This window comes from Paenibacillus sp. J22P169 (genome assembly GCF_059691995.1).
Genome location: NZ_JCAUAO010000006.1, coordinates 362299 through 386289, shown reverse-complemented (window position 1 = coordinate 386289; position 23991 = coordinate 362299). Strand labels below are relative to the sequence as shown.

Annotated in this window: 23 protein-coding genes and 1 rRNA gene; 14 read left to right on the top strand and 10 right to left on the bottom strand. The window is 41.8% G+C overall.

Going from position 1 to position 23991, the window contains the following annotated elements; translation table 11 throughout:
- From AC58QG_RS25930 to dnaA, 9 genes are all read right to left on the bottom strand, one after another.
- Window positions 1-195 (bottom strand): 16S ribosomal RNA (locus tag AC58QG_RS25930); the annotation flags it as partial.
- A gap of 373 nt (window positions 196-568) precedes the next feature.
- On the bottom strand, window positions 569-1636 hold the full coding sequence (locus AC58QG_RS25925) for an HD-GYP domain-containing protein (protein WP_497364991.1): 1068 nt from the start codon (window positions 1634-1636) through the stop codon (window positions 569-571).
- Between the two features lie 82 nt (window positions 1637-1718).
- A complete protein-coding gene (gene gyrA, locus AC58QG_RS25920) occupies window positions 1719-4211 on the bottom strand; it encodes a DNA gyrase subunit A (protein WP_497364974.1) in 2493 nt (830 codons plus the stop codon).
- 48 nt (window positions 4212-4259) lie between these two features.
- The gene (gene gyrB, locus AC58QG_RS25915; RefSeq protein ID WP_497364973.1) at window positions 4260-6176 is read right to left on the bottom strand and encodes a DNA topoisomerase (ATP-hydrolyzing) subunit B; all 1917 of its coding nucleotides are present in this window, start codon (window positions 6174-6176) and stop codon (window positions 4260-4262) included.
- Window positions 6177-6211: 35 nt separating this feature from the next.
- Window positions 6212-6460, bottom strand: a complete 249-nt coding sequence (remB, locus tag AC58QG_RS25910) for an extracellular matrix regulator RemB (protein ID WP_173117070.1) — start codon at window positions 6458-6460, stop codon at window positions 6212-6214.
- A gap of 5 nt (window positions 6461-6465) precedes the next feature.
- Window positions 6466-7584 (bottom strand): DNA replication/repair protein RecF, encoded by a 1119-nt coding sequence (gene recF, locus AC58QG_RS25905; RefSeq protein ID WP_497364972.1) that lies wholly within the window; start codon window positions 7582-7584, stop codon window positions 6466-6468.
- A gap of 27 nt (window positions 7585-7611) precedes the next feature.
- A complete protein-coding gene (gene yaaA / locus AC58QG_RS25900; RefSeq protein WP_056622694.1) occupies window positions 7612-7827 on the bottom strand; it encodes a S4 domain-containing protein YaaA in 216 nt (71 codons plus the stop codon).
- 11 nt (window positions 7828-7838) lie between these two features.
- Entirely contained in the window at window positions 7839-8981 is a 1143-nt protein-coding gene (dnaN, locus tag AC58QG_RS25895) for a DNA polymerase III subunit beta (RefSeq protein ID WP_497364971.1), read from the bottom strand.
- A 180-nt stretch (window positions 8982-9161) separates the two neighbouring features.
- Window positions 9162-10529 (bottom strand): chromosomal replication initiator protein DnaA, encoded by a 1368-nt coding sequence (dnaA, locus tag AC58QG_RS25890; protein ID WP_497364970.1) that lies wholly within the window; start codon window positions 10527-10529, stop codon window positions 9162-9164.
- 626 nt (window positions 10530-11155) lie between these two features.
- On the opposite strand from dnaA, the gene rpmH reads away from it, so the two are divergent.
- The 12 genes from rpmH to AC58QG_RS25830 all read left to right on the top strand — a co-directional run bounded on the left by rpmH (window position 11156) and on the right by AC58QG_RS25830 (window position 22154).
- A complete protein-coding gene (gene rpmH / locus AC58QG_RS25885; RefSeq protein ID WP_028557239.1) occupies window positions 11156-11290 on the top strand; it encodes a 50S ribosomal protein L34 in 135 nt (44 codons plus the stop codon).
- Between the two features lie 136 nt (window positions 11291-11426).
- Window positions 11427-11786 (top strand): ribonuclease P protein component, encoded by a 360-nt coding sequence (rnpA, locus tag AC58QG_RS25880; protein WP_497364969.1) that lies wholly within the window; start codon window positions 11427-11429, stop codon window positions 11784-11786.
- A gap of 71 nt (window positions 11787-11857) precedes the next feature.
- Window positions 11858-12631, top strand: a complete 774-nt coding sequence (gene yidC, locus AC58QG_RS25875) for a membrane protein insertase YidC (protein WP_497364968.1) — start codon at window positions 11858-11860, stop codon at window positions 12629-12631.
- Entirely contained in the window at window positions 12628-13245 is a 618-nt protein-coding gene (gene jag, locus AC58QG_RS25870; RefSeq protein WP_057314190.1) for an RNA-binding cell elongation regulator Jag/EloR, read from the top strand. Before yidC ends, jag begins: the two co-directional genes overlap by 4 nt.
- Window positions 13246-13319: 74 nt before the next feature.
- A complete protein-coding gene (mnmE, locus tag AC58QG_RS25865) occupies window positions 13320-14696 on the top strand; it encodes a tRNA uridine-5-carboxymethylaminomethyl(34) synthesis GTPase MnmE (RefSeq protein ID WP_497364967.1) in 1377 nt (458 codons plus the stop codon).
- Between the two features lie 46 nt (window positions 14697-14742).
- A complete protein-coding gene (gene mnmG, locus AC58QG_RS25860; RefSeq protein WP_497364966.1) occupies window positions 14743-16638 on the top strand; it encodes a tRNA uridine-5-carboxymethylaminomethyl(34) synthesis enzyme MnmG in 1896 nt (631 codons plus the stop codon).
- Between the two features lie 4 nt (window positions 16639-16642).
- Complete coding sequence (gene rsmG, locus AC58QG_RS25855; protein ID WP_497364965.1) at window positions 16643-17368, top strand: 16S rRNA (guanine(527)-N(7))-methyltransferase RsmG; 726 nt, start codon at window positions 16643-16645, stop codon at window positions 17366-17368.
- A gap of 304 nt (window positions 17369-17672) precedes the next feature.
- The gene (gene noc, locus AC58QG_RS25850) at window positions 17673-18488 is read left to right on the top strand and encodes a nucleoid occlusion protein (RefSeq protein ID WP_497364964.1); all 816 of its coding nucleotides are present in this window, start codon (window positions 17673-17675) and stop codon (window positions 18486-18488) included.
- 164 nt (window positions 18489-18652) lie between these two features.
- The gene (locus AC58QG_RS25845) at window positions 18653-19411 is read left to right on the top strand and encodes a ParA family protein (protein ID WP_057314198.1); all 759 of its coding nucleotides are present in this window, start codon (window positions 18653-18655) and stop codon (window positions 19409-19411) included.
- Window positions 19408-20280 (top strand): ParB/RepB/Spo0J family partition protein, encoded by an 873-nt coding sequence (locus AC58QG_RS25840; protein ID WP_497364963.1) that lies wholly within the window; start codon window positions 19408-19410, stop codon window positions 20278-20280. The genes AC58QG_RS25845 and AC58QG_RS25840 overlap by 4 nt, the downstream gene beginning before the upstream one ends.
- Before the next feature lie 206 nt (window positions 20281-20486).
- The gene (locus AC58QG_RS25835) at window positions 20487-21647 is read left to right on the top strand and encodes an aminotransferase class V-fold PLP-dependent enzyme (RefSeq protein ID WP_497364962.1); all 1161 of its coding nucleotides are present in this window, start codon (window positions 20487-20489) and stop codon (window positions 21645-21647) included.
- A 15-nt stretch (window positions 21648-21662) separates the two neighbouring features.
- Window positions 21663-22154, top strand: a complete 492-nt coding sequence (locus AC58QG_RS25830; protein WP_497364961.1) for a DUF4446 family protein — start codon at window positions 21663-21665, stop codon at window positions 22152-22154.
- On the opposite strand, the gene yyaC is transcribed toward AC58QG_RS25830, so the two are convergent.
- Window positions 22129-22752 (bottom strand): spore protease YyaC, encoded by a 624-nt coding sequence (gene yyaC / locus AC58QG_RS25825; RefSeq protein WP_497364960.1) that lies wholly within the window; start codon window positions 22750-22752, stop codon window positions 22129-22131. The two genes, AC58QG_RS25830 and yyaC, sit on opposite strands and share 26 nt — an antisense overlap.
- A gap of 96 nt (window positions 22753-22848) precedes the next feature.
- Here yyaC and AC58QG_RS25820 point away from each other — a divergent pair, with 96 nt between their 5' ends.
- Together AC58QG_RS25820 and AC58QG_RS25815 are read left to right on the top strand one after the other, a co-directional pair.
- Window positions 22849-23091, top strand: a complete 243-nt coding sequence (locus AC58QG_RS25820) for a putative Se/S carrier protein (RefSeq protein WP_497364959.1) — start codon at window positions 22849-22851, stop codon at window positions 23089-23091.
- 12 nt (window positions 23092-23103) lie between these two features.
- On the top strand, window positions 23104-23991 hold the full coding sequence (locus AC58QG_RS25815) for a mechanosensitive ion channel family protein (protein ID WP_497364958.1): 888 nt from the start codon (window positions 23104-23106) through the stop codon (window positions 23989-23991).

Here is a 23991-nt window from a genome sequence, read left to right as displayed (position 1 = left end):
TTCTCTCATGCGAGAAAACCAGTTATCCGGTCTTAGCTATCGTTTCCGATAGTTATCCCAGTCTTAAAGGCAGGTTACCTACGTGTTACTCACCCGTCCGCCGCTAGCTTATCCCGAAGGATAAACCCGCTCGACTTGCATGTATTAGGCACGCCGCCAGCGTTCGTCCTGAGCCAGGATCAAACTCTCCATAATAGTTTGGACAATTGCTCGTCCGTATATCTGAAAGCTTAATTGCTCATTTTCGTTGCTAGCGAGATTTTGCAATCTCTTTTTTGAACGATTTCTCGTTCGTGCTTACTCACTCGTTGTTCAGTTTTCAAAGATCAATTATTTCCTTTTTAATCCTTCGCCCCTCAAAGGCGACTTGATTAATATACCACATCGGCCTACTCAATTGCAAGAACTTTTTTTTTAATTTCTTTCGTTCTTTTGTTCGACCGCCGAAGCGACAAGGAGTAATATAACAAATCCCCTAAAGGATTGCAAGCTTTATTTACATATTAATTTGAAAGGGATTTTTAATAAAAAAACCTTACTCTACACGAGTAAGGTTTTCAATCTTATTTCATATATGACCAATCACATCTTGAATAAATAGATTTCTTTCAACAGTTAAGTTAACGATTGTACCATTTACATTAACCCATGGTCTTGTAGGATGCGAGCGATCAGAGAATACGATCTCACCAACACGATTGTCACTCAGCTTCACGAGGGTTCCGTTACTGATTTGCGTGGATTTGTTCATAAAGACTTGGACGAGTGTAGGATCTACTTTACCGAAGGATTCGGTCAACAACTGCTCTAATACAACGTATGGTGATAAAGCAGATTTGTAGTAGCGCTCATTCGTCATCGCATTATAGATATCAGCAATGGCTACGATTTTGGCATAGATATGAATCTTATCGGACTTCACGCCTAACGGATAGCCTGACCCATCCTCCCTTTCATGGTGCTGAAGGGCTGTTAGTTTTACGCCTTCGTTGATACCAGACATATTCTTAAGAATCTGATAGCCAATCAACGTATGTTGCTTGATTTCATCCATTTCAGCTGCGGTTAAAGCATTCTTCTTTTCCAGAAGAGTGCGATCTGCCTTGCTAGTGCCAATATCGTGCAGCAAACCTGCCAATGCGATTTGAACTAAATCCTTCTGCGGAAGACCAGCCCATCTGGCTAGTGAATAGGAGGTTAAACTCACTAATATACTTTTATGATAAATATACTCATGAAGATTTCGATTTTTTGGAGTGAAGGTGAGCACCTTATAGGCATCAATGTGACGAATAAGCGATTCGAGACCTGTTCGAATTTCTAAAATTGGGAGCTGTTGTCCACCATTAGCTAGTAGAAAGACTCTCTTGAGCAGTTTCACCATATTATGATATTCCAAATAAAACGGATGAACTGCCTCTACTTCTTTCACCTTGGCATCTTCGGCCACTTGCTCCACTTCGTTGCCGTTCTTCAATTCAATATAAACAGAAGGAATGAGAAATGCTTTCAGAATTTCAAGTTCTCTTTCCTGAATGACTTTTCCTTTTTGAAAAAGCGTATTACCCATTTTGGTTATTACGTTATCGCCTAATCTTTCACCATATTTTAATTGCGAAACGGCTACTGTCGGCACGGTCATTCACTCACCTTACTATTTCGTATACTCCATATTGTAAAGTAAAAGGGATGGGTTTGTAAGCCCCCATCCCTACATTTTATTCCTCTGACTGTGTTGCTTCTGCTGACTCTTCCCAGTCGCCGTCTTCCTCAGACTCGTTCTGTTCTTCATTCTTCTGAACGCGAGCCAACGTTCCTACTTCATCATCTTCACGTATGTTAATCAGACGAACACCTTGTGTATTACGTCCCATGACAGAAATGCCGTCCATGCTTGTACGAATGACTGTACCCGATGCAGAAATAATCATCAGATCTTCATCCTCTTGCACCACTTTGAGACCGACAATCGGACCATTTTTCTCCGTGACATTCAAAGTTTTGATACCTTTACCGCCACGTGATTGAATCCGATACTCGGAGACAGGCGTCCGCTTACCGAAGCCTTTGGACGTTACGATTAGTACACTATTATCTTCATGGACAACGTCCATATCAATGACAGCATCCTCATCATCCAAATGAATGCCTTTTACTCCCGTAGCCGATCTGCCCATTGAACGCACATCGCTCTCTGGGAAGTGAATGGACATCCCTAGCTTGGTTCCCATAATAATGCCCTGGTTACCGTCCGTTAGCTTAACCCCAATCAGATCATCATCTTCTCGTAAATTGATGGCGATTAACCCACCCTTACGAATGTTTGAATAATCATCAATCGGCGTTTTCTTCACAACCCCTTGTTTCGTTGCAAAGAAAAGATACTGCTCTGTTTCAAAGCTTTCCACTGGAATTACCGCATTAACGGTTTCCCCTTGTTCGATTTGAATCAGATTAATAATTGGCGTTCCACGAGCTGTACGACTCAAATCTGGAATCTCGTAAGCTTTCAAACGATAGACTTTACCCTTATTCGTAAAGAACATCAAATAATGATGTGTATTCGTAACGAACAAATGTTCGACGAAGTCATTATCTTTTGTATCCATACCGACTACACCACGTCCTCCACGCTTTTGGTTCCGATACGTCGTAACCGGTAGGCGCTTAATGTAGCCTGTGTGTGTAATCGTAATGACGACATCTTCACGTGGGATTAGGTCTTCATCTTCGATACTTTCTTCACCAACTGTAATTTCAGAACGTCGGTCATCACCGAACTTTTCTTTAATTTCATTTAGTTCTTCACTAATGATTGCAAGAATAAGCTGCTCATCAGCGAGAATAGCTTTAAGTTCAGCAATTCTCTTCATCAGTTCCGCATACTCTGCTTCAATCTTCTCACGTTCCAAGCCAGTTAAACGCTGTAGACGCATATCGAGAATGGCTTGCGCTTGATCCAGGCTCAGACTAAACGTTGTCATGAGTCCTTCTCTAGCTTCATCCGTTGTTCGAGATGAACGAATTAATGCGATTACTTGATCCAGATGATCAAGTGCGATACGCAAACCTTCTAAGATGTGCGCTCTAGCTTCCGCTTTGCGTAAATCATATTCGGTTCTACGACGAATAACTTCTTGTTGATGCTTAAGATAATAATGCAGCATCTCACGAAGATTCAAAACTTTTGGTTCCCCGTTGACGAGAGCGAGCATAATAATACCAAAATTCGATTGCATTGCCGTCTGTTTGAACAGGTTGTTCAGAACAACGTTAGGGTTCACGTCGCGTCGCAGCTCGATCACAACTCGCATCCCGTTACGGTCAGACTCATCTCGAAGATCCGTGATGCCATCAATCTTCTTCTCACGCACAAGTTCAGCGATTTTCTCTACTAATCTTGCTTTATTCACTTGATAAGGCAGTTCATTCACAATGATTCTAGCCTTATTATTATTCTCTTCAATGACCGTTCTAGCTCTCATCGTAACGGAGCCTCTACCTGTGGTGTAGGCTTGTCTGATGCCTTCGCGTCCAAGAATAAATCCGGCTGTAGGGAAGTCAGGCCCTTTGATCGCTTGCATTAATTCCATTGGCGTGACATCTGGATTCTCGATCATCATCTGAATCCCCTCAATAACCTCTCTTAGGTTATGTGGGGGGATATTCGTTGCCATACCTACGGCAATCCCTGAGCTTCCGTTAACGAGTAAGTTCGGGAAACGAGAAGGGAGAACGACAGGTTCGTTTTCTTCGCCATCGTAGTTTGGTTTATAATCGATTGTCTCTCTGTTAATGTCACGAAGAAGCTCCATAGCTATCTTCGATAAACGAGCCTCGGTATAACGCATAGCTGCCGCCATATCACCATCGATCGATCCGAAGTTCCCATGCCCATCAACAAGCATATAACGCAGGGAGAAATCTTGTGCCATCCGAACCATAGTTTCGTAAACAGCGGTGTCACCATGTGGATGATACTTACCGATTACTTCACCAACGATTCTCGCTGATTTCTTATGTGGCTTATCTGGAGACATGCCCAGTTCAGACATCGCAAACAAGATACGACGATGAACCGGCTTCAGACCGTCTCTAACATCTGGCAGTGCGCGACTGACAATGATACTCATCGCATAGTCTAAGAAGGATGTACGCATTTCGGTCGAAATGTCAATTTCTTTGACTTGCGAATGTAATTCTTCGCTCATGAATGTTCCTCCTGAAAGCTTACATCGTTTGCAACGTCTCTGATGACGTTAGATATCTAAATTTTTCACGTATTTCGCATGTTCCTCGATGAAATCACGTCTAGGCTCTACATTATCACCCATTAATGAATCAAAGAGTGTGTCCGCTTCTATAGCATCTTCGATCGTCACTTGCAGGAGTGTACGGCTTTCCGGATCCATCGTTGTTTCCCAAAGTTGCCCCGGATTCATCTCACCAAGTCCTTTATAACGTTGGACATTGACTTTCACGCCTTCACCAAATTCTTGCATAATGACTTCACGTTGCTTCTCGTTATACGCATAGCGAACGGTTTTATTACGCTCAAGCTTAAAGAGTGGCGGTTGTGCAATATACACATAACCAGTCTCAATTAATTTTTTCATGTATCGGTAGAAGAAGGTTAGCAGCAAGGTACGAATATGCGCTCCATCCACATCGGCATCTGTCATGATAATGATTTTGTGGTAACGTGCCTTGGCGATATCGAAATCATCGCTAATTCCTGTACCAAAGGCTGTAATCATCGCACGAATCTCAGTGTTGGATAAAATACGATCTAAGCGCGCTTTTTCTACATTCAAAATTTTACCGCGCAGAGGCAGGATCGCTTGGAAGTGACGGTCACGTCCTTGCTTAGCTGAACCACCTGCGGAGTCACCTTCTACAATGTAAATCTCACTGATCGAAGCGTCTTTGGAAGAACAGTCTGCTAGTTTACCTGGCAGGGCGCTGACTTCAAGCGCACTCTTACGACGAGTCAGTTCTCTAGCTTTACGTGCAGCTTCTCTTGCTCTAGCAGCTTGAATCCCTTTTTCAAGGATTTTGCGAGCTACAGCTGGATTCTCTTCAAGGAACATTTGTAGTTTTTCTGCGAAAAGCGATTCCACAATACCACGAACTTCGCTGTTACCAAGCTTTGTCTTGGTTTGACCTTCGAACTGTGGCTCTGGAATTTTCACGGAAATAATCGCAGCAAGACCCTCACGCACGTCATCCCCAGAAAGATTCGAGTCGCTTTCTTTGATCGAATTATTTTTACGGGCGTAGTCATTCAATATCCGCGTCAGTGCGCTTTTGAAGCCTGATTCATGCGTTCCGCCCTCATGCGTATTGATGTTATTGGCAAAAGAGTAAATGTTCTCGGTATAGCTATCGTTATACTGGAGAGCAATCTCGATCGAAATGTTATCCTTAGCACCTTCTACATAGATCGGGACTTCATTGACTACTTCACGGTTGCGATTCAAATGCTGCACAAAGGACACAATACCGCCCTCGTACATATGTGTTGCTACCGTATCCGTGCGCTCATCAATCAAGTTAATTTCGATGCCTTTATTCAAGAAAGCGAGCTCTCGAATTCTGGATTGCAGTGTATCGAAATCGTACTCCGTCGTTTCTTTAAAAATTTCCGGATCCGGTTGGAAGGTAACTAGCGTACCTGTTTCTTCTGTTTCACCGATGACCTTTACGTCATACTGAGGCACACCGCGGCGATATTCTTGCTGATGGATCTGGCCCTCACGCTTAACTTGAACCGTTAACTGCTCCGACAGCGCATTAACAACAGAAATACCTACACCATGCAGGCCACCTGATACTTTATAACCGGAATCATCCCCACCAAATTTACCCCCAGCATGCAGGACCGTAAGTACGACCTCCAGCGTTGGTCTTTTCAGCTTTGCATTTTCTCCGACTGGAATCCCGCGTCCGTTATCAATAACAGAAACGCTATTATTTTTATGAACGATTACATCAATTTTTGTACAAAATCCGGCCAAAGCTTCATCGATACTATTGTCCACGGCTTCCCAAACGAGATGGTGCAGTCCTCGGGCACTAGTTGAACCAATATACATACCCGGTCTTTTGCGAACGGCTTCTAAACCTTCCAGAACCTGAATCTGACTGTCATCGTACGCATTTTGATTCACAGACATGCTACTCTTCACCTGCTTTTTTATATTAAAAGAAGTTAATTCGTCAATAACTGATTGGCTCTTTTCTTGAGCGTTGTTGAGGAAATGGGGGAATAGTACACTTTACTTTTTGTTACGACTAGTGATTTGCAATCTTCCTCACCAATTTGCTCGGTTCTTTTATCTTTTAATGCTTGTTGGATGAACTGCTTTGAAATCTTGGATGACTTCTCAATCGAAATATCAAATATAGCAATTAATTCAGACGCTCTAATGATTTTCTCTCCACCCAAATGAATAAACATGCTTCTCAGCTCCTGCCGCTTACATTTCCTTTCAAAACATGAAACACGGAAGCATGATCCAGTTGGTCCAAATGAACACTCTCTAGACCTGTTGTCGTAATAAATGTTTGGACTTTCTGCTGAAACGTGCGAATTAACTGTGTCTGTCTATATTCATCCAACTCTGACAGGACATCATCTAGCAAAAGCAGAGGATATTCGCCCACTTCCTCATGAATGAGCTCAATTTCTGCTAGCTTGAGTGATAGCGCGGTTGTACGCTGCTGACCTTGGGAGCCGTACGTTTGGACTTCTTTGTCGTTTATGTAAAAGAGAAGATCGTCACGATGAGGGCCAACTAAAGTAACGCCTCTTCGGAATTCCTGATCTTTCACCAAAGATAACTTTATCATAAATTGGTTTAATAAAACAGATTCATCTTCAAATGGCTCCATGTCAAACGAAGGGGAGTAACGAATAACTAATGATTCACTATCGTTCGTTATCCCTCTGTGGATGTTCTCCGCCCACTTTTGAAGCTTCTTTATAAAGTTTTGACGCTTTTTCATAATTTTAACACCATACTGTGCTAATTGTTCATTCCAGATGTCCAGCATGGCGTCAGGCGAGCTTTTACCGGGGTAATTTTGCTTTAAATAATTATTCCGCTGCACCAAGATTTTCTGATACTGAGATAAGTCATGAATATAAGATGGCTGTACTTGACCTATCTCCATATCCAGAAAACGACGCCTGATGCCAGGTGTTCCTTTGACGATCTCTAAATCTTCTGGCGCAAACATGACAACGTTCAGTGCACCAATAAAATTACTGAGCTTTTTTTGCTCAAGACCATTAATCTTCGCTTTTTTCCCCTTGGATGAAATTGAGAGGTCCAGCTTACAGTTGCCGTACAATTTCTGAATCTCTGCATGCAGCAGCGTTTGCTCACCATTCCAGCCAATTAATTCTTTATCTTGGTGGGTACGATGAGATTTGGTCATGGCCATCACATAAATAGATTCCAGCAAATTGGTTTTCCCTTGTGCATTAGGACCTACGAAAATATTCACGTTATTCGAAGTTGTTAGTTCTACTTGATCGTAATTTCTATAATGACTGAGTACGAGTTTGTTCAGAAACATGGCCGATCATCCTCCTGGTTAATCCGATCAGGAGCTTATGACCTCGAATTGTCCAAAACCCTCCACCTTGACTATATCCTGCGGCACAAGTTTCCGACCTCTGCGATTTTCAGCTTGCCCGTTTACTTCAATTTTGGTTTCCACAACGAAAAATTTAGCTTGTCCACCTGTGGATATACAGTCCGATAATTTCAGAAACTGCCCAAGTGTAATGTATGCAGTGTTGATAACTATTTGTTTCATACGAGCGCTCCTTAATTCGTTGTTCGATATGGCAGAATTAACTGCAAGATATTCGTGGAATCTTGCGGTTTCATAATGATCGGCTGCATAGCTCCCGTAAATCCAATTTGGATAAATTCGGAGTCGAGTACCTTAAGCGCATCCAACATATATTTAGAGTTAAACGAAATTTTAAGTAAATCACCAACAATATGCTGCAGGGCAATTTGTTCCGTAACTTTACCTAGCTCTGAAGAGCTGGAAGAGATTTCGATCGTTTTGTCTTCGAGCATCATCATTTTTACAATATTCGTTTTGTCTTCCTTGGAGAGAAGGTAGGCACGGTCGATTGCTTCTGCCAATTCCTTGGTTGGAACAACCATTTCTGTTTGAAAGGATTGTGGAATTAGTTTGGATGTATCCGGATAGGTGCCATCCAAAATACGCGAATAAAATAAAATGGATTGAATTTTGAATAAAACTTGGTTGTCCGCAATAACTATATCTATAAGGGTGTTTTGATCAGGCAAAATTTTGCTTAACTCATTCAGGGTCCGGCCTGAAATAACGATATTGGGCAGGTTTTGCGCTTGCTCATTATCAACAGTTACTTCTCTACTTGCCAAGCGATGACGATCGCAAGCAATAAATTTCAACTTATCTCCGGTAATGTTCCAAAGGACGCCTGTAAGAATAGGTGTTGATTCATTGGTGGATACCGCATATGACGTTTGTTTAATCATCGTTTTAAGTAAATCACTTGGTAAACGAAGCATTTTGCTTTCTTCGATTTCAGGAAGCAGCGGATACTCATCTGGATCTAAGCCCATGATTTGAATTTCGGAAGAACCTGAACGAATAATGGTTTGGAAGTTGGCTTTTACTTCAATTTCAATCAGTTGAGCAGGCAGCTTACGGATGATTTCAACGAAAAATTTAGCGGGAAGCACGACACTCCCAGCTTGGATTAGTTCGATAATTTTAATTGTGCTGTTTTCACTGGCTGTAAAGCTTTGAATGGAGATGTCGGTATCACTAGCAGTTAGTGTTACACCGCTTAAGGTTGCATCTATTTTGATCCCTGTAAGAATGGGTATCGTTGTTCGAGAGGATATGGCTTTGGAAACGTGACCAATGGATTCAATTAAATGGTCTTTTAGGATAGTTAATTTCATGACTTCACTCCTGCAGTTCTTTTTTTACGGTGCGTTAGCATAATCATTATATAATAACATTCTTTATTAGTAATAGCAGTAGGGGCTCTGGATATGTGGATATGTGGATGAACCTGAGATAGAGCAAGCCTATCCACATGTGAATAGATTGTGCATAGGCTTATGAAAAATGTGATGTTATTAAGAGGGGTTTTTGATGCGTTCCGTTAGGTTATGAACAATCTTATATAATTCTTGATCGACTTTCAGCTGCTGTACGATTTTCTCATGAGCATGTATAACGGTCGTATGATCGCGACCCCCAAAATTATCTCCTATTTTCGGCAATGAGAAGTCTGTGAGCTCCCGTGATAAGTACATCGCTACTTGCCTTGGGAAAGCCACGGCCTTTGTTCGTTTACGCGCTTTGAAATCCTCGAGCTTTAACCCATAGAATTCTCCAACTCGCGCTTGAATATCCTGTATCGTAATGACCCTTGGACGGTTGGACGGGATGATATCTTTCAATGCTTCGGCTGTCAGATGAACGGTAATATCTTGATTAATAAGGGAAGAGTAGGCAACTACACGTATTAATGCGCCCTCCAGCTCTCGAATGTTCGTATCGATTTGGTTAGCGATATAGATCATAGCTTCATTCGGAATCTCGAGATTTTCGGCTTTTGCCTTTTTGCGCAAAATGGCAATACGTGTTTCTAAATCTGGTGGCTGAATATCCGTAATAAGTCCCCATTCAAAACGTGAACGCAATCGATCCTCTAAGGTTGGAATCTCTTTGGGCGGACGGTCACTTGAGATAATAATTTGCTTACCTTCTTCATGAAGTGCATTAAATGTATGGAAAAACTCCTCTTGCGTTCCCTCTTTCCCAGCAAGGAATTGAATATCATCGATAAGCAGCACATCAATTGTTCGATACTTATTGCGAAAGCCTTCCCCGCGGTTGTCACGGACGGCATTGATGAATTCATTGGTAAACTTTTCGGATGATATATATAGAACCCGAGAACCTGGGTTATGTTCGAGTACATAATGTCCGATCGCATGCATGAGATGAGTCTTACCTAATCCAACCCCTCCATATAAAAAGAGTGGATTATACGCTTTGGCCGGCGCTTCAGCTACTGCAAGGGAAGCCGCGTGAGCAAAACGATTGCCAGATCCGATAACGAAGGTATCAAAGGTGTACCTAGCGTTCATCATACTTGTAAAGTTTTCTTCACCAGCAACAATTGCTGGACCTTTAGGAGGAATGACAACAGGTTGAATAGACGTCGTCGATTGTGACTTTTGCTCTTCAGTCTCGATGACGAATTTAACGGATACATGCTTGCCCGTATAATCGTAGATCGTACCTTCGATTAGCTTCGTGTACCTACTTTCTAGCCACTCCTGCGCAAAATTATTTGGCGCGCAGATAATAACAGTGGAATCGTTGAATACAGTAGCCTTAGTCGATTTGAGCCAGGTGTCAAAGCTCGGTTTGCTGAGCTTCGTTTGAATAATCGTTAAAATTTGTTGCCAAAGGTCCGTAGAATGGCCTTCCACAGTACTTCACTCCTTTTGAATCAAACATGTGGCATAGGCCAGGTGAAACTTGGTTATGATTTATGAGATAAAACGTGAAAACGAACAACTCACGTTGGAATCGTAAAGAAAAGGTAGTTAGCATTTAGTGTGCCCAAATATCTACGAAAAGAATCTTATGTCTGGTGGGGTCAAAAAAGGATGACTTTTGTCGGTTTTATCCACATTATTAAGGATCCGCAGAAATGACTTATTCTTGTAGAGGGAAGTTTGTGCACATTGTTATCCACAGGATGTTGATAACTTGGAGGATTAGTGGCGTATATCCACAGCAGAAACATTACTATCTTAACAAAAGATACCTTGTTAATCAACGGATTGTTTCGCATTATCCACAATAACAACAAGTTGTGGGTAGAAATTGTTCACAACACAAGATATTGTTGATATTCTGTTGATTTTCGACAAAGTTTGTTCTTTCTCGTCAAAAGTTTATACACAGCTTATTCTTTTGACCGCCGACGAGACAATCTGTCATCCAAATACTGCACACTTGGGTAGGTTGACTTTCTTCTGTGAAAATGATTTAATGAGTAGTAGAAATTTTGTAGGATGGATATCCTCAGCCAGGTAGGGAGGTGCTATAGATGGGTCCAACATTTAACCCGAATACGAGAAAGCGTAAGAAGAACCATGGTTTCCGTAAAAGAATGAGCACGAAGAACGGTCGTAAAGTTCTACAAGCTCGTCGTCTTAAAGGAAGAAAAGTTCTAAGCGCGTAAGAAAAGGCTCCGAAAGGGGCTTTTTTTTTTGCATTTTGCTGCACGGTTTACATTGAACTGGTTTTGTTAAAACTAGATTAGATATGCGGTATTTTGTTCAATTAATGAATGTGATCTGTCTGGAGTGTACACGGCTGTGGAGAAACAATATCGGTTAGCAAAAAGAGAAGACTTTAGTAAGGTGTATCGCTATGGGAAATCTATGGCCAATCAGCAATTCGTTCTTTATTATTTGCCGCAGCCCAAAGCAGAGGCGTTTCGTTTCGGGGTTTCGGTTTCTAAAAAGATTGGAAATGCGGTTGTACGTAATCGTTTGAGACGAATGATGAAAGAAGTAATTCGTCTGAAAAAGGAAAATATGACACCTCAATATGACTACATTTTATTGGCTAGAAAACCTGTCGTTGATATGGCTTATGCAGACATGGAGAAAAGTATCTGGCATGTCATTCGTAAAGCTTCTTTATATAAAAAAAATGACGCCATAAAAAAGTAACGCAATATTTCCTTGCGGGCTGAAGTTGTGTTATAGTTTATCTTGGAAAAGACATTTAGGAGGATCTCATTTTGACTCGTCGAATTTATATGCTAGTAGCACTGTCTTCGGTGATTTTGCTTTTGTCCGGATGTAGCCCCTCAGGTGCAGCATCAGCGCCAATCGACCCGAACACGGCTAATTTTTTCACTAAGTACTTTACGTACCCGCTTTCACAAACGCTTGATTGGTTCGCTGATCATTTATGGGGTCAATATGGATTGTCCATCTTGGTTGTAACGATTATTATCCGATTGATTATTTTGCCGCTTACGCTTAAGCAATACAAAAGCTCCAAACGGATGCAGGATCTGCAGCCTGAAATGAAGAAGCTTAAAGAGAAATATAAAGATGATGCGAAAAAGCAACAAGAAGAAACAATGAAATTGTTTCAGCAAAATGGTGTCAATCCACTAGCAGGTTGTTTCCCTATCATCGTTCAAATGCCGATTCTTATCGCCTTGTATCAAGCGATTATGCGAAATCAAGAAATTCATGAACACACTTTCCTATGGTTGAATCTTGGTAAGCCGGATCACCTGTATATACTGCCATTGATTGCCGCGGCTACTACGTTCGTTCAACAAATGTTTATGTCTTCCCAAATGAATCAACAAATGAAAAGCTTAATGTACATTTTCCCGGTTATGATTTTCGTCATGTCCATGAATTTTGCATCTGCACTTCCGCTGTACTGGATTTACGGTAACATTTTCACAATCGTTCAGTCTTATTTCATCTATGGTGCTCCTGGTTCACAAAAAAAGCCTGGATCTCAAAATAATAAGGGTGGCCTGTCTAAATGAAGAAAATCGTGGTGACTGGAAAGACAATTGAACTAGCAGTTAAATCTGGTCTAGATCAATGGCAAGTTTCGGAGGATCGTGTACATATTCATATTTTGGAACAGCCCTCGCGAGGGTTGTTCGGGTTTATTGGATCCAGAGTTGCGAAGGTTGAGCTCGAATTGATACCCGATCCACTTGAGGAAGCGATAGCTTTCTTACAAGATATGTTCGAAGCGATGCAAATTTCCATCACCATAGATACTCATAAAGATCGTGAAGGCTATATCTTAAACATGAGTGGTTCGGAATTAGGGATTCTCATTGGCAAAAGAGGACAAACGCTCGATGCCCTTCAGTATTTAGTCAATATTGTTGGAAACCGGTATGCGAATTCTCATTTCCGCATTATCTTAGATGCGGAGAATTTTCGTGATCGCCGGAAGAAAACGTTGGAAGAGCTAGCTCTAAGATTGGCTAACCGCGTCATAAAGTCTAAAAAAGAAGTAATTCTGGAGCCTATGAATTCGCAAGAGCGTAAGATCATTCATGCTGAATTGCAGGGCCATCCCGTAATCAAAACTTACAGTAAAGGCGAAGAACCGAATCGTCGGGTTGTCATCGCTGTTAAATAACACAGATCGCAATGACTTGGTTCATATGTCATTGCTTTTTCTTTAAGATGAGGTAAATTCGAGGTGCAAATACTATGTTAAATGATACGATTGCTGCTATTTCTACACCGCTTGGAGAGGGTGGGATAGCGGTTATTCGTGTGAGCGGCGAGGATTCTGTCACATACGTTGAACGTATTTTCCGCTCAAAAACGAAATTATCTGTTGCTGATACGCATACGGTACATTATGGATTCATTATAGAACCTGCTTCTGCCGAAAAGGTAGAGGAGGTTCTAGTTACTTTAATGAAAGCTCCGCGTTCTTTTACGATGGAGGATGTCGTTGAAATTAGCTGCCACGGTGGGATTGTGTCGGTTAAGAAAGTGCTTGATTTACTGCTGTTTCAAGGGGTTCGTTTGGCAGAGCCAGGTGAATTTACGAAGCGTGCTTTCTTAAATGGTCGTATTGATTTAACGCAAGCTGAAGCAGTCATTGACCTAATTCGGGCTAAGTCAGATCGAGCTTTCAAGGTTGCATTGAAGCAAGTGGAAGGTAATTTATCTAAGCAAATCAAGCATTTACGGTATGTTCTGGTTGAGTTGATGGCACATGTTGAGGTTAATATTGATTATCCGGAACATGATGTAGAGGAAATGACGAATACTTTCATCAAGACAAAGTGTGATACGGTCATGTTTGATATTGATCGTTTATTGGTGACCGCGGAACAAGGTAAAATTTTGCGTGAAGGCATTGAGACGGCCATTGTCGGCAAACCTAATGTTGGGAAGTCTTCCTTGTTGAATGAATTAGCGCAAGAGAATAGAGCCATTGTTACTGATATTCCAGGAACTACTCGGGATGTTATTGAAGAATTCGTTAATATTGGTGGTATTCCGTTGAAGCTGCTGGATACAGCGGGGATTCGCGAAACATCAGATATTGTCGAACAAATTGGTGTGGAACGTTCGAAAACGGCTTTAGCAGAAGCTGATCTCATTTTACTGGTGTTGAATAGTAATGATGAGCTTCAATTAGATGAGATTGCGTTGATGAAGCAATTAGCTGATAAACAAACGATCGTTATATTAAATAAGATTGATTTGGATCGCAAGTTAGATGTGGATCAGGTTCTCAGTTATTTCCCACAAGAGCGTATTGTGGAGCTATCTCTGATTGAGAATAAAGGTATTGAGGATTTGGAAAAAGCAATCGCGGCGATTTTCTTCGAAGGCAAGCTTGAATCGAGCGATCTAACCTATGTGAGTAATGTTCGTCATATTTCACTTTTGAAACAGGCGAAGCGTTCCCTACAGGATGCGTTGGATGCGAACGAACAATATGTACCGATTGATATGATTCAAATTGATATCCGAGCTGCTTGGGAGCAGTTAGGCGAAATTATTGGTGATTCGGTAGGAGAGTCCCTGATAGATCAAATTTTTACACAATTCTGCTTAGGAAAATGAAAATCGACAGCATTTGCGTTTTCATAAAAGAGGGAGGGACGTTTCTATGGGATATCACGCAGGGGATTATGACGTTATTGTTATCGGTGCCGGTCATGCTGGTTGTGAAGCAGCGTTAGCTTCAGCTCGCATGGGTTGCAACACATTGCTATTAACGATCAATTTAGACATGGTCGCTTTCATGCCTTGTAACCCATCCATCGGTGGTCCGGCTAAAGGACATGTTGTTCGTGAGATCGATGCACTTGGTGGTGAGATGGGTCGCAATATTGATAAAACTTACATTCAACTTCGTATGTTGAATACAGGCAAGGGGCCAGCTGTTCATGCACTACGCGCTCAAGCCGATAAGTTTTCATATCAGCACAAAATGAAAGAAACAATTGAAGCTACGCCAAACTTAACATTACGTCAAGGAATGGCTGAAGAGCTAATTGTTGAGAATGGTGTTTGTAAAGGTCTTATCACCAAGACGGGTGCCGAATATTACGCAAAATCTGTCGTTTTGACGACGGGTACGTATTTACGCGGTAAAGTTATTATGGGCGAACTGATGTACGAGAGTGGTCCCAATAATCAGCAGCCATCTGTTAAATTATCCGAGTCCTTGCGCAAGCTAGGCTTCGATCTTGTTCGTTTCAAAACAGGGACGCCTCCGCGCGTTCATAAAGATACGATTGATTTTAGCAAAACAGAAATTCAACCAGGTGACGAGCAACCGAAGTTCTTCTCATTTGAGACCAAAACCGGTTCGAATCATAATGAGCAGCTTCCTTGCTGGTTAACTTACACATCTGCGGCAACGCATCAAATTATTAATGATAATTTGCATCGTGCTCCGATGTTCTCCGGCGCTATTGAGGGGACGGGGCCTAGATACTGTCCTTCTATTGAAGATAAGATTGTTCGTTTCAGCGATAAGCCGAAGCATCAAATCTTCTTAGAGCCAGAAGGCCACAGCACGTCAGAATATTATGTGCAAGGTCTTTCTACAAGTATGCCTGAAGATGTACAGCTAGGCATTTTGCGTTCCATTCCTGGATTAGAAAAGGTTGAAATGATGCGTACTGGCTACGCGATCGAGTATGATGCAGTTGTGCCTACACAATTGAAGCCTTCATTAGAGACGAAGTTGGTTAGCGGCTTATTTACGGCTGGTCAAATTAACGGAACGTCTGGTTATGAGGAAGCAGCAGGACAAGGCGTTATGGCTGGTATCAATGCAGCTCGTAAAGTGCAAGACAAAGAAGCGATTGTACTGGATCGCTCGGAAGGTTATATCGGTGTTCTGATTGATGATCTCGTTACAAAAGGAACGACTGAACCTTATCGTTTGCTTACTTCACGTGCGGAATATCGTTTATTGTTACGCCATGACAATGCAGATCTACGATTGACGCCGATTGGTCATGAGATTGGTTTGATTTCCGAAGAGCGTTATGCAAAGTTTTTGAATAAAAAATCACTGGTTGAACAAGAAATTGAGCGTTTATCTGAAGTAAAAGTGAAACCAGAGCCACACGTACAGGAATTGCTTCGCAGCCTGGAAAGTGTGGAATTGACGAACTCGGTGCCAGCGATTTCATTGTTACGCCGTCCGGAGATCGAATATAAGCATATTGAACAAATGACGTTGTCTCCTTTTGACTTAGATGAAGATATGAAGGAGCAAGTGGGTATTCAAGTGAAATATGCGGGTTATATTGAAAAGCAAAGCAATCAAGTTGATCGTCTACGTAAAATGGAAAAGAAAAAGATTCCGGATGATATTGAGTACAGCGAGATTCATGGAATTGCTACGGAAGCTAAGCAGAAGCTAGCGAAAATTCGCCCAATTTCTATTGGTCAGGCATCGCGGATTAGCGGCGTTACGCCATCGGATATTTCGATCTTGCTCGTATATCTAGAACATTACAATAGAGTCATAGCGGCTAGAGGTTAAGATTATGGATGCTATACAACAACAATTCACAGAGTTATTAGCAAAAGAACATATTACTCTCTCTACACATCAGCTAGAGCTGTTCGAACTGTATTATAAGACACTCGTGGAGTGGAACGAAAAAATGAATCTAACAGGTATCACGGAGAGAGATCAAGTTTATCTCAAACATTTCTATGATTCTCTTTCTGTGGCTTTTAATTATGATATGGGGCAGGTTAAGTCACTTGCTGATATCGGTTCAGGCGCTGGGTTTCCAAGCATACCGCTTAAGATTGCATTTCCTCATCTTCAAGTTACAATTGTTGATTCTTTGAATAAACGTATTTTGTTTTTAAAAGAAATCGTTGCTCAACTGGGTCTATCGAACATGGATTGTGTGCATGGTAGGGCAGAGGATGTTGCACGATTACCTCGGTACCGTGACCAGTTTGATCTCGTTACGGCAAGAGCGGTTGCGAAGATGCAGGTGTTAAATGAGTTTTGTCTTCCATTTGCGAAAAGTGGAGGGACTTTCATTGCGATGAAAGGTTCTGAGATAGATGAGGAGATTAAAGACTCTTCCTTTAGCTTGGTAGAGTTACGTGGCAAAGTGACGAAGGTTAATCGGATGATATTGCCTATTGAAGAATCTGTGCGACACTTTGTTGAAATTCGGAAGACGGCTGCGACACCAGCGAAGTATCCTCGAAAAGCAGGGATTCCGCTAAAGGAGCCGCTCTCCAAATAAAGAAATGTTTCACGTGAAACATTTGCTAGCTATCCTATTAAATAGAAGGATTATTGCCTTCAATGGAGAATACCTATATAAGGTGAAAGCCCGTCTGTTACTGGCTTCGCCTTAGATTTTATTTGTGATGTTTTAGTTGGATATTCGCAATTAATAGATTAAATTTACTAGATTCAGACAGCATGAAAGACATCGTCTCGGAATGGCGAATAGATCGTTTCACCTTGTACAGGACGGACAGGTCCTTAATCTATGACTGTACTGATCGCTTAAACTACGGGAAGAGTTGGTGGTAAGTTTTCCTATGAAAGAACAAATATCGAAGCTATTTGGCCTTGCAGATCGTTCGACGACGGATGAGGTCAAAAACATACCCGTAAATAGTATTATTCCTAGTCCCTATCAGCCAAGAACATTATTCGATGATGATCGTATTGATGAACTATGTCAAACCATTCGTACACATGGTATTATTCAGCCCATTGTTGTCCGAGTCAAAAATAATACATTTGAATTGATTGCTGGCGAACGACGTTTGCGTGCTGTTAAAAAGCTAGGCATGGATACAATTCCAGCGATTGTTCGCGAATTTAATGATTCACAAGCGGCATCAATTGCGCTTATTGAAAATCTGCAGCGCGAAGGACTTACTGCGATTGAAGAGGCTGCAGCCTACCATCAATTGATCGAGATGCATGATCTCACACAGGAGAGTCTCGCACAGCGCCTTGGCAAAAGCCAATCTACGATTGCGAATAAGATTCGACTCTTACAGTTAAGCGAGCCGGTTAAGATGGCTTTGATGGAACGTAAGATTACTGAGCGTCACGCACGAGCTCTATTAGCCTTAGATCAAGAAGAGCATCAGGTTAAATTGTTAGAAGAAATTATCACAAAAGAATTAAACGTTAAACAAACAGAAATCAAAATCAGTTTCTTGAAGGAAGCGGCAAAAATTAAGAAGTCACGTCGTGTATCTTTTACGAAAGATGTTCGGCTTGCTCTGAATACCATTCGACAGTCGGTTGAAATGGTTTCAAGTTCGGGATTACATATTAATACTTCGGAACAAGATCATGAAGATCATTATGAAATTATAATTAAGATTCCTAAGCGATAATTTAGGCATTCCTGCTACCTAAAACGGCGCAAGCCGTTTTTTTTGCATCTAATGGCACGAATCTATCAAATATTCATAAGGTAACTGATTGATAGATATGGTAAGATAGTACTACTGCTTGTTAAATAGCATTATGGAACATAAGCGATAGAGGTGAAATGGTTTTGTCTAAAATTATTGCAATAACGAATCAGAAGGGTGGCGTCGGCAAGACGACGACTTCTGTGAATCTAGGCGCTTCATTAGCTTCGCTTGGTAAACGCGTTCTTTTGGTCGATATTGACCCACAAGGGAACACAACAAGTGGTATTGGTGTGAATAAAGCTGATGTAACAAATTGCATTTATGATGTATTGATTAATGATGTACATCCGAAGGATGCAACAGTGGAAACAAATGTACCGAATCTTAAAATCGTTCCGGCAACAATTCAATTAGCTGGAGCAGAGATTGAATTGGTTCCAACCATTTCAAGAGAAGTTCGATTAAAGAAGTCCCTTCATCTTGTTAAACACTTATATGATTATATTTTGATAGATTGCCCTCCATCACTGGGTCTTTTAACGATTAATTCTTTAACTGCCGCTGATTCAGTGATCATCCCTATTCAATGTGAATACTACGCATTAGAAGGTTTAAGCCAACTTCTAAACACCGTTAGATTGGTACAGAAGCACTTAAATACAGGTCTTCAAATCGAGGGCGTATTATTGACGATGTTTGATGCAAGGACGAACTTAGGTATCCAAGTTATTGAAGAGGTTAAAAAGTACTTTCAAACAAAGGTATATCAAACGATCATCCCACGTAATGTACGCTTGAGTGAAGCGCCGAGTCATGGGCAATCCATTATTACGTACGATCCTAGATCAAAGGGCGCGGAAGTTTATTTAGAACTTGCTAAGGAAGTGATCTCAGTATGACCAAAGGCCTCTCTAAAGGTTTAGGTAAAGGATTAGACGCATTAATTACTTCCTTGCATATTGATGAGAGCGATAAAGTCATTCAAATTCCACTGGCCCAATTAAGAGCCAATCCGTATCAGCCAAGAAAGCACTTCAATGAAGATAGTATCAGGGAACTTTCGGAATCGATCAAGGAACATGGCGTCATTCAGCCTATCATTGTTCGGAAGGTTCTTAAAGGCTACGAGATCATAGCGGGTGAACGTCGTTTCCGTGCCTCGCAAGTTGCAGGGACACCAACCATTCCAGCTGTTGAAAGAATTCTATCTGATCAGCAAGTGATGGAAATCGCGTTGATTGAGAACGTCCAACGTGAGGATCTCAATGCACTAGAGATAGCATTTGCTTACCAAGGTATCATCGATCAGTTTTCATTGACGCAAGAAGAGCTTTCCGCAAAGGTTGGGAAAAGCAGATCGCACATTGCTAACTTCCTTCGATTACTTTCTCTCCCGGAAGCCATCAAACAATATGTTTCACGTGGAACATTATCTATGGGACATGCGAGAGCTATTGTCGGTGTGAAAGACGATAAGATTAAGAAAGAACTTGCAGAGTCAACGATCTCTAAACAATGGAGTGTTAGAGAGCTTGAAGAGGCAATTAAGATGCTAGAAGAACCACCTGGCCCTGAAAAGGAAAAGGCAAAACAAAAAGAAAAAAATAGAGATCCGTATATTAATCAAGCAGAAGAGCAATTGCGAGACATTTATAGGACATCCGTGAAAATTAAAAGTCAGCAGGATAAAGGAAAGATCGAGCTGCTCTATTACTCAAAAGACGATCTCAATCGACTGCTAGAATTGTTGCAAGGTAAAATCTCTTAAAAATTGCTAGCATACCTATGTTTTTCTTTCGAGCAGAAGGAACAAACTAAGGTATGCTATATTTTTGACCATACATAAATGGATATGTAGTTAAAGAACTCATACTGTACTTTCTATTGGCAATTAGCGATAATACCTTCTTCCGAAAGTAGTCACTCTTTTTTTAGTAGCTGCAAGGTAGAGATTTCTCAAAAGGGGCTGGAAACATGAAGGGCGTTATGTATTTCGACCAAGCAGCATCCTCGTGGCCAAAGCCGTCAACGGTGATGGATGCGATGATGCAGTGCATGCAAGAGTATGCAGCCAATCCAGGCAGAGGCAGCCATCAGATGGCAGTAAAGGCAAGTCGTACGTTATTCGAGACAAGAAAGAATCTAGCAAAGCTATTCGGTGTTAGAAACCCAAACGACATTTCGTTTGCTTTAAATACGACACATGCACTAAATCAGGCGATCAAAGGATTCGTGAAACCTGGTGATCATGTGATTTGTACCAACGTTGAACACAATTCGGTAAGAAGACCGCTTGAATATCTGAAGGCATCATCTGGGGTCGAACTTACCTACTTGCAACACGATGAGCAAGGAAATATGCGATTGAATGATTTGAAAGAAGCGCTTCGTCCGAATACGACACTCGTAGTGGTGAATCACAGCTCCAACTTACTAGGCACAATTATGCCAATTGGCGAGATTGGCGAGATATGCAGGAGTCATGGTGCGAAGCTGCTTGTAGACGCGGCTCAGAGCGCCGGTGTACTGCCCATTCATGTTGTAGATATGAATATCGACATGCTTGCCTTCCCAGGCCACAAGGGGCTCCTAGGGCCTCAAGGAACGGGTGGGTTATACATCCACCCAGACATTGATCTGGAACCGTTGCTGCACGGGGGAACGGGTAGTCAATCCGAAGCGATCCATCAGCCCACTGTGCGTCCAGATCGCTATGAAGCAGGGACACAGAACACGGTTGGCATCGCGGGATTGAATGAAGGTGTGAAGTTCGTCCTTACCGAAACAGTGGACAAGATACATGCGAAAGAATGGACGCATACGCAACAATTAATGGAAGGCTTACTGGGAATTGAAGGAGTGACGATTCTAGGTCCAAAGCTTGGACAAAATAAAACAGGAATCGTTTCCTTTAACATTCAAGATGTGGATTCATCGGAAGTGGCTTTCATTCTCGATCAGTCATTTCAAATTGCCGTACGAGCAGGCTATCATTGTACGCCGCTTGCGCATGAAATTGCTGGGACGTTGGCAAAGGGAGCTGTGCGAGCGAGCATCGGTTATTTTACAACAGATGAAGAAGTAGCAGCGCTTATTGAGGCTGTAAAAGAGATTCAAACGCAATATGCGAAGTAGAAAGAGGGATTGGGCATGGGGGAACTGTTTGGCTTGAATGCAGAGTATGTGATATTAGTTTGTTTCACATGCATTCTGGCGTTATTTATTACAATCATTATTATTTCAATTCGTCTATCATCTTTGCGGAAAAAATATGTGCAAATGATGAATGGCTCTAGTGCTGAGAATATGGAGCAGTTACTCATTGATATGCAGAACGCATTGAACGAGCAAAAGGCCGAATCCGTTAAGGCTTCGACCCAAATTTCTAGTATTGGTCAATCTATGATGAAGATGACATCCAGCGTAAAAATACGTCGTTACAATGCTTTCAATGAAGGTGGTAGTGATCTTAGTTTCTCATTGGCCATGCTGAACGATGAACAGGATGGAGTGATACTTACAGGAATACATAGTAGAGAGCAAATGTATGTATATGCGAAGCCGATCACAAAGGGGCAGTCCAGTTACACATTAAGTCCGGAAGAGAAAGAAACACTTATTCAAACTTTAAAGCAGTCGTAGCGCTTGGGGCAAATGATTGGGTCCGTCTGATCGCAGCGTAGAGGGCATCGCCAATGACAGTGGCCATATTCATTACGAGGCTAAGCCTCGTATTTTGCAAAACGAAGTATTCCATGAATCCGCCTACGTTCACGATCCCAGTGACATGAATATCACCAACTGGAGGCAGATCTTTATTCACACCAGCACCTGGCTTAAGCGGTCCATATGCAACCTGAATGCAGCCGACGCTAGCAACTTGCCCTAAACAAGCATCAACAGCAACGATGAAAGGGTTCTGAAATTGCTTGTGAATGTTATCGACGGTCTCGGCTAAATTCATGGCATGGACAGGCTCATCTAACGTGCCAAATAAATGAAGATTGCGGAGAGTGGTCGTGCGATTTAAATGGGAGCCAACCAGAGGTCCTAGGGCATCACCCGTAGAGCGATCCGTTCCTACGCAGATGACAACGATAGGTTGATAGGTTGGTAGTTTACTGAAAATCGACTGCAAATGCTTTGCGAGAAGATAAGGTGTATTTGAATCGGTATGTTGAATTTTCAAAGGCTCTTGCGGTGGGGTTTTATCGCCGTCGAATCCAAAATGGAATTTCATGATATCCCTCCAAGGTAGTAAATCTTTTTTACTAGTATATGGAGAGAGAGGGACATTTATACGTAGAGAGGAGAGCTTTCTCTGGAATTTTCTATCATGTTGCTAGCTTTTGATTCTACTCAACAAGCACTAAGAGCAGAGATGCTGCTAGAGTACGCGGATATTGAGATAGATATTAGGCCCACGCCTAAAGAGATTACAGCGGGATGCGCGCTATCTATTGAATTTCCAGGAGGCGATCTTGTGCAAGTTCAAGAGATTATAGAGAGCGAGAACGTCGAGATTAGGGGAATCTATTTTAAAAAAGAAGATGGATATGGTACCATAGTAGAAAAATAAGGAGGCATACTAGTGTCTTTTGAAATACAATTTTTCGAAGATTTGATGCATTGGATTCGGGAGCATATCAGTAAACCTGAAATCATTGCCTCGGTATTCTGGATTATTATAAAAATAGCTCTTATATATCTGATTGCTAGAGTTATCATTAAAATTGCTGACAAAACGATTGCTCACATGGTGATAGCCAGAGAGAAGTCACCGCTGAACATTGATAGACGAAGATCGAATACCATTTCTATTCTCATACATAATCTTATCGCATATACAGTAAATCTAGTCGCTATCATGTTGATACTCGGTCAAGTAGGCTTGAATTTGGGCCCTTTACTCGCGGGTGCAGGTGTTCTCGGATTGGCGATAGGTTTCGGAGCACAGAGTTTGGTGAAGGATGTCATTACAGGGTTCTTTATCATTTTCGAGGATCAGTTCGGAGTTGGTGATGTCATTCAAATTGATCAGTTCAAAGGGACCGTAGAGGAAATTGGCATTCGTGTGACGCGAATCAAAAGCTGGACCGGTGAGGTTCACATCATCCCTAACGGAAACATAAAGCAAGTGACGAACTTTTCGACTTACAATTCGATTGCTGTAGTAGATGTATCGATAGCTTATGATGCTGACATTGATCGTGCGATGGAACTGTTACGTGAAGTTGTCGGTGAAGTCAATGAGCGTACAGAGAATATCGTCAAAGTGCCCGAGGTTCTTGGCGTACAAATGATCGGAAACTCCGAGTTGAAGATACGGGTCATTGCAGAGTGTAAGCCTAACACCCAAGGGGAAGTAGGGCGAATTCTGAATGCAGAAATTAAAAAGCACTTAGATGCCAACGGTATCGAAATCCCATATCCGAAGGTCGTAACCTACGTTAAACAGGAAAAGGTGGAGGGGAACTAA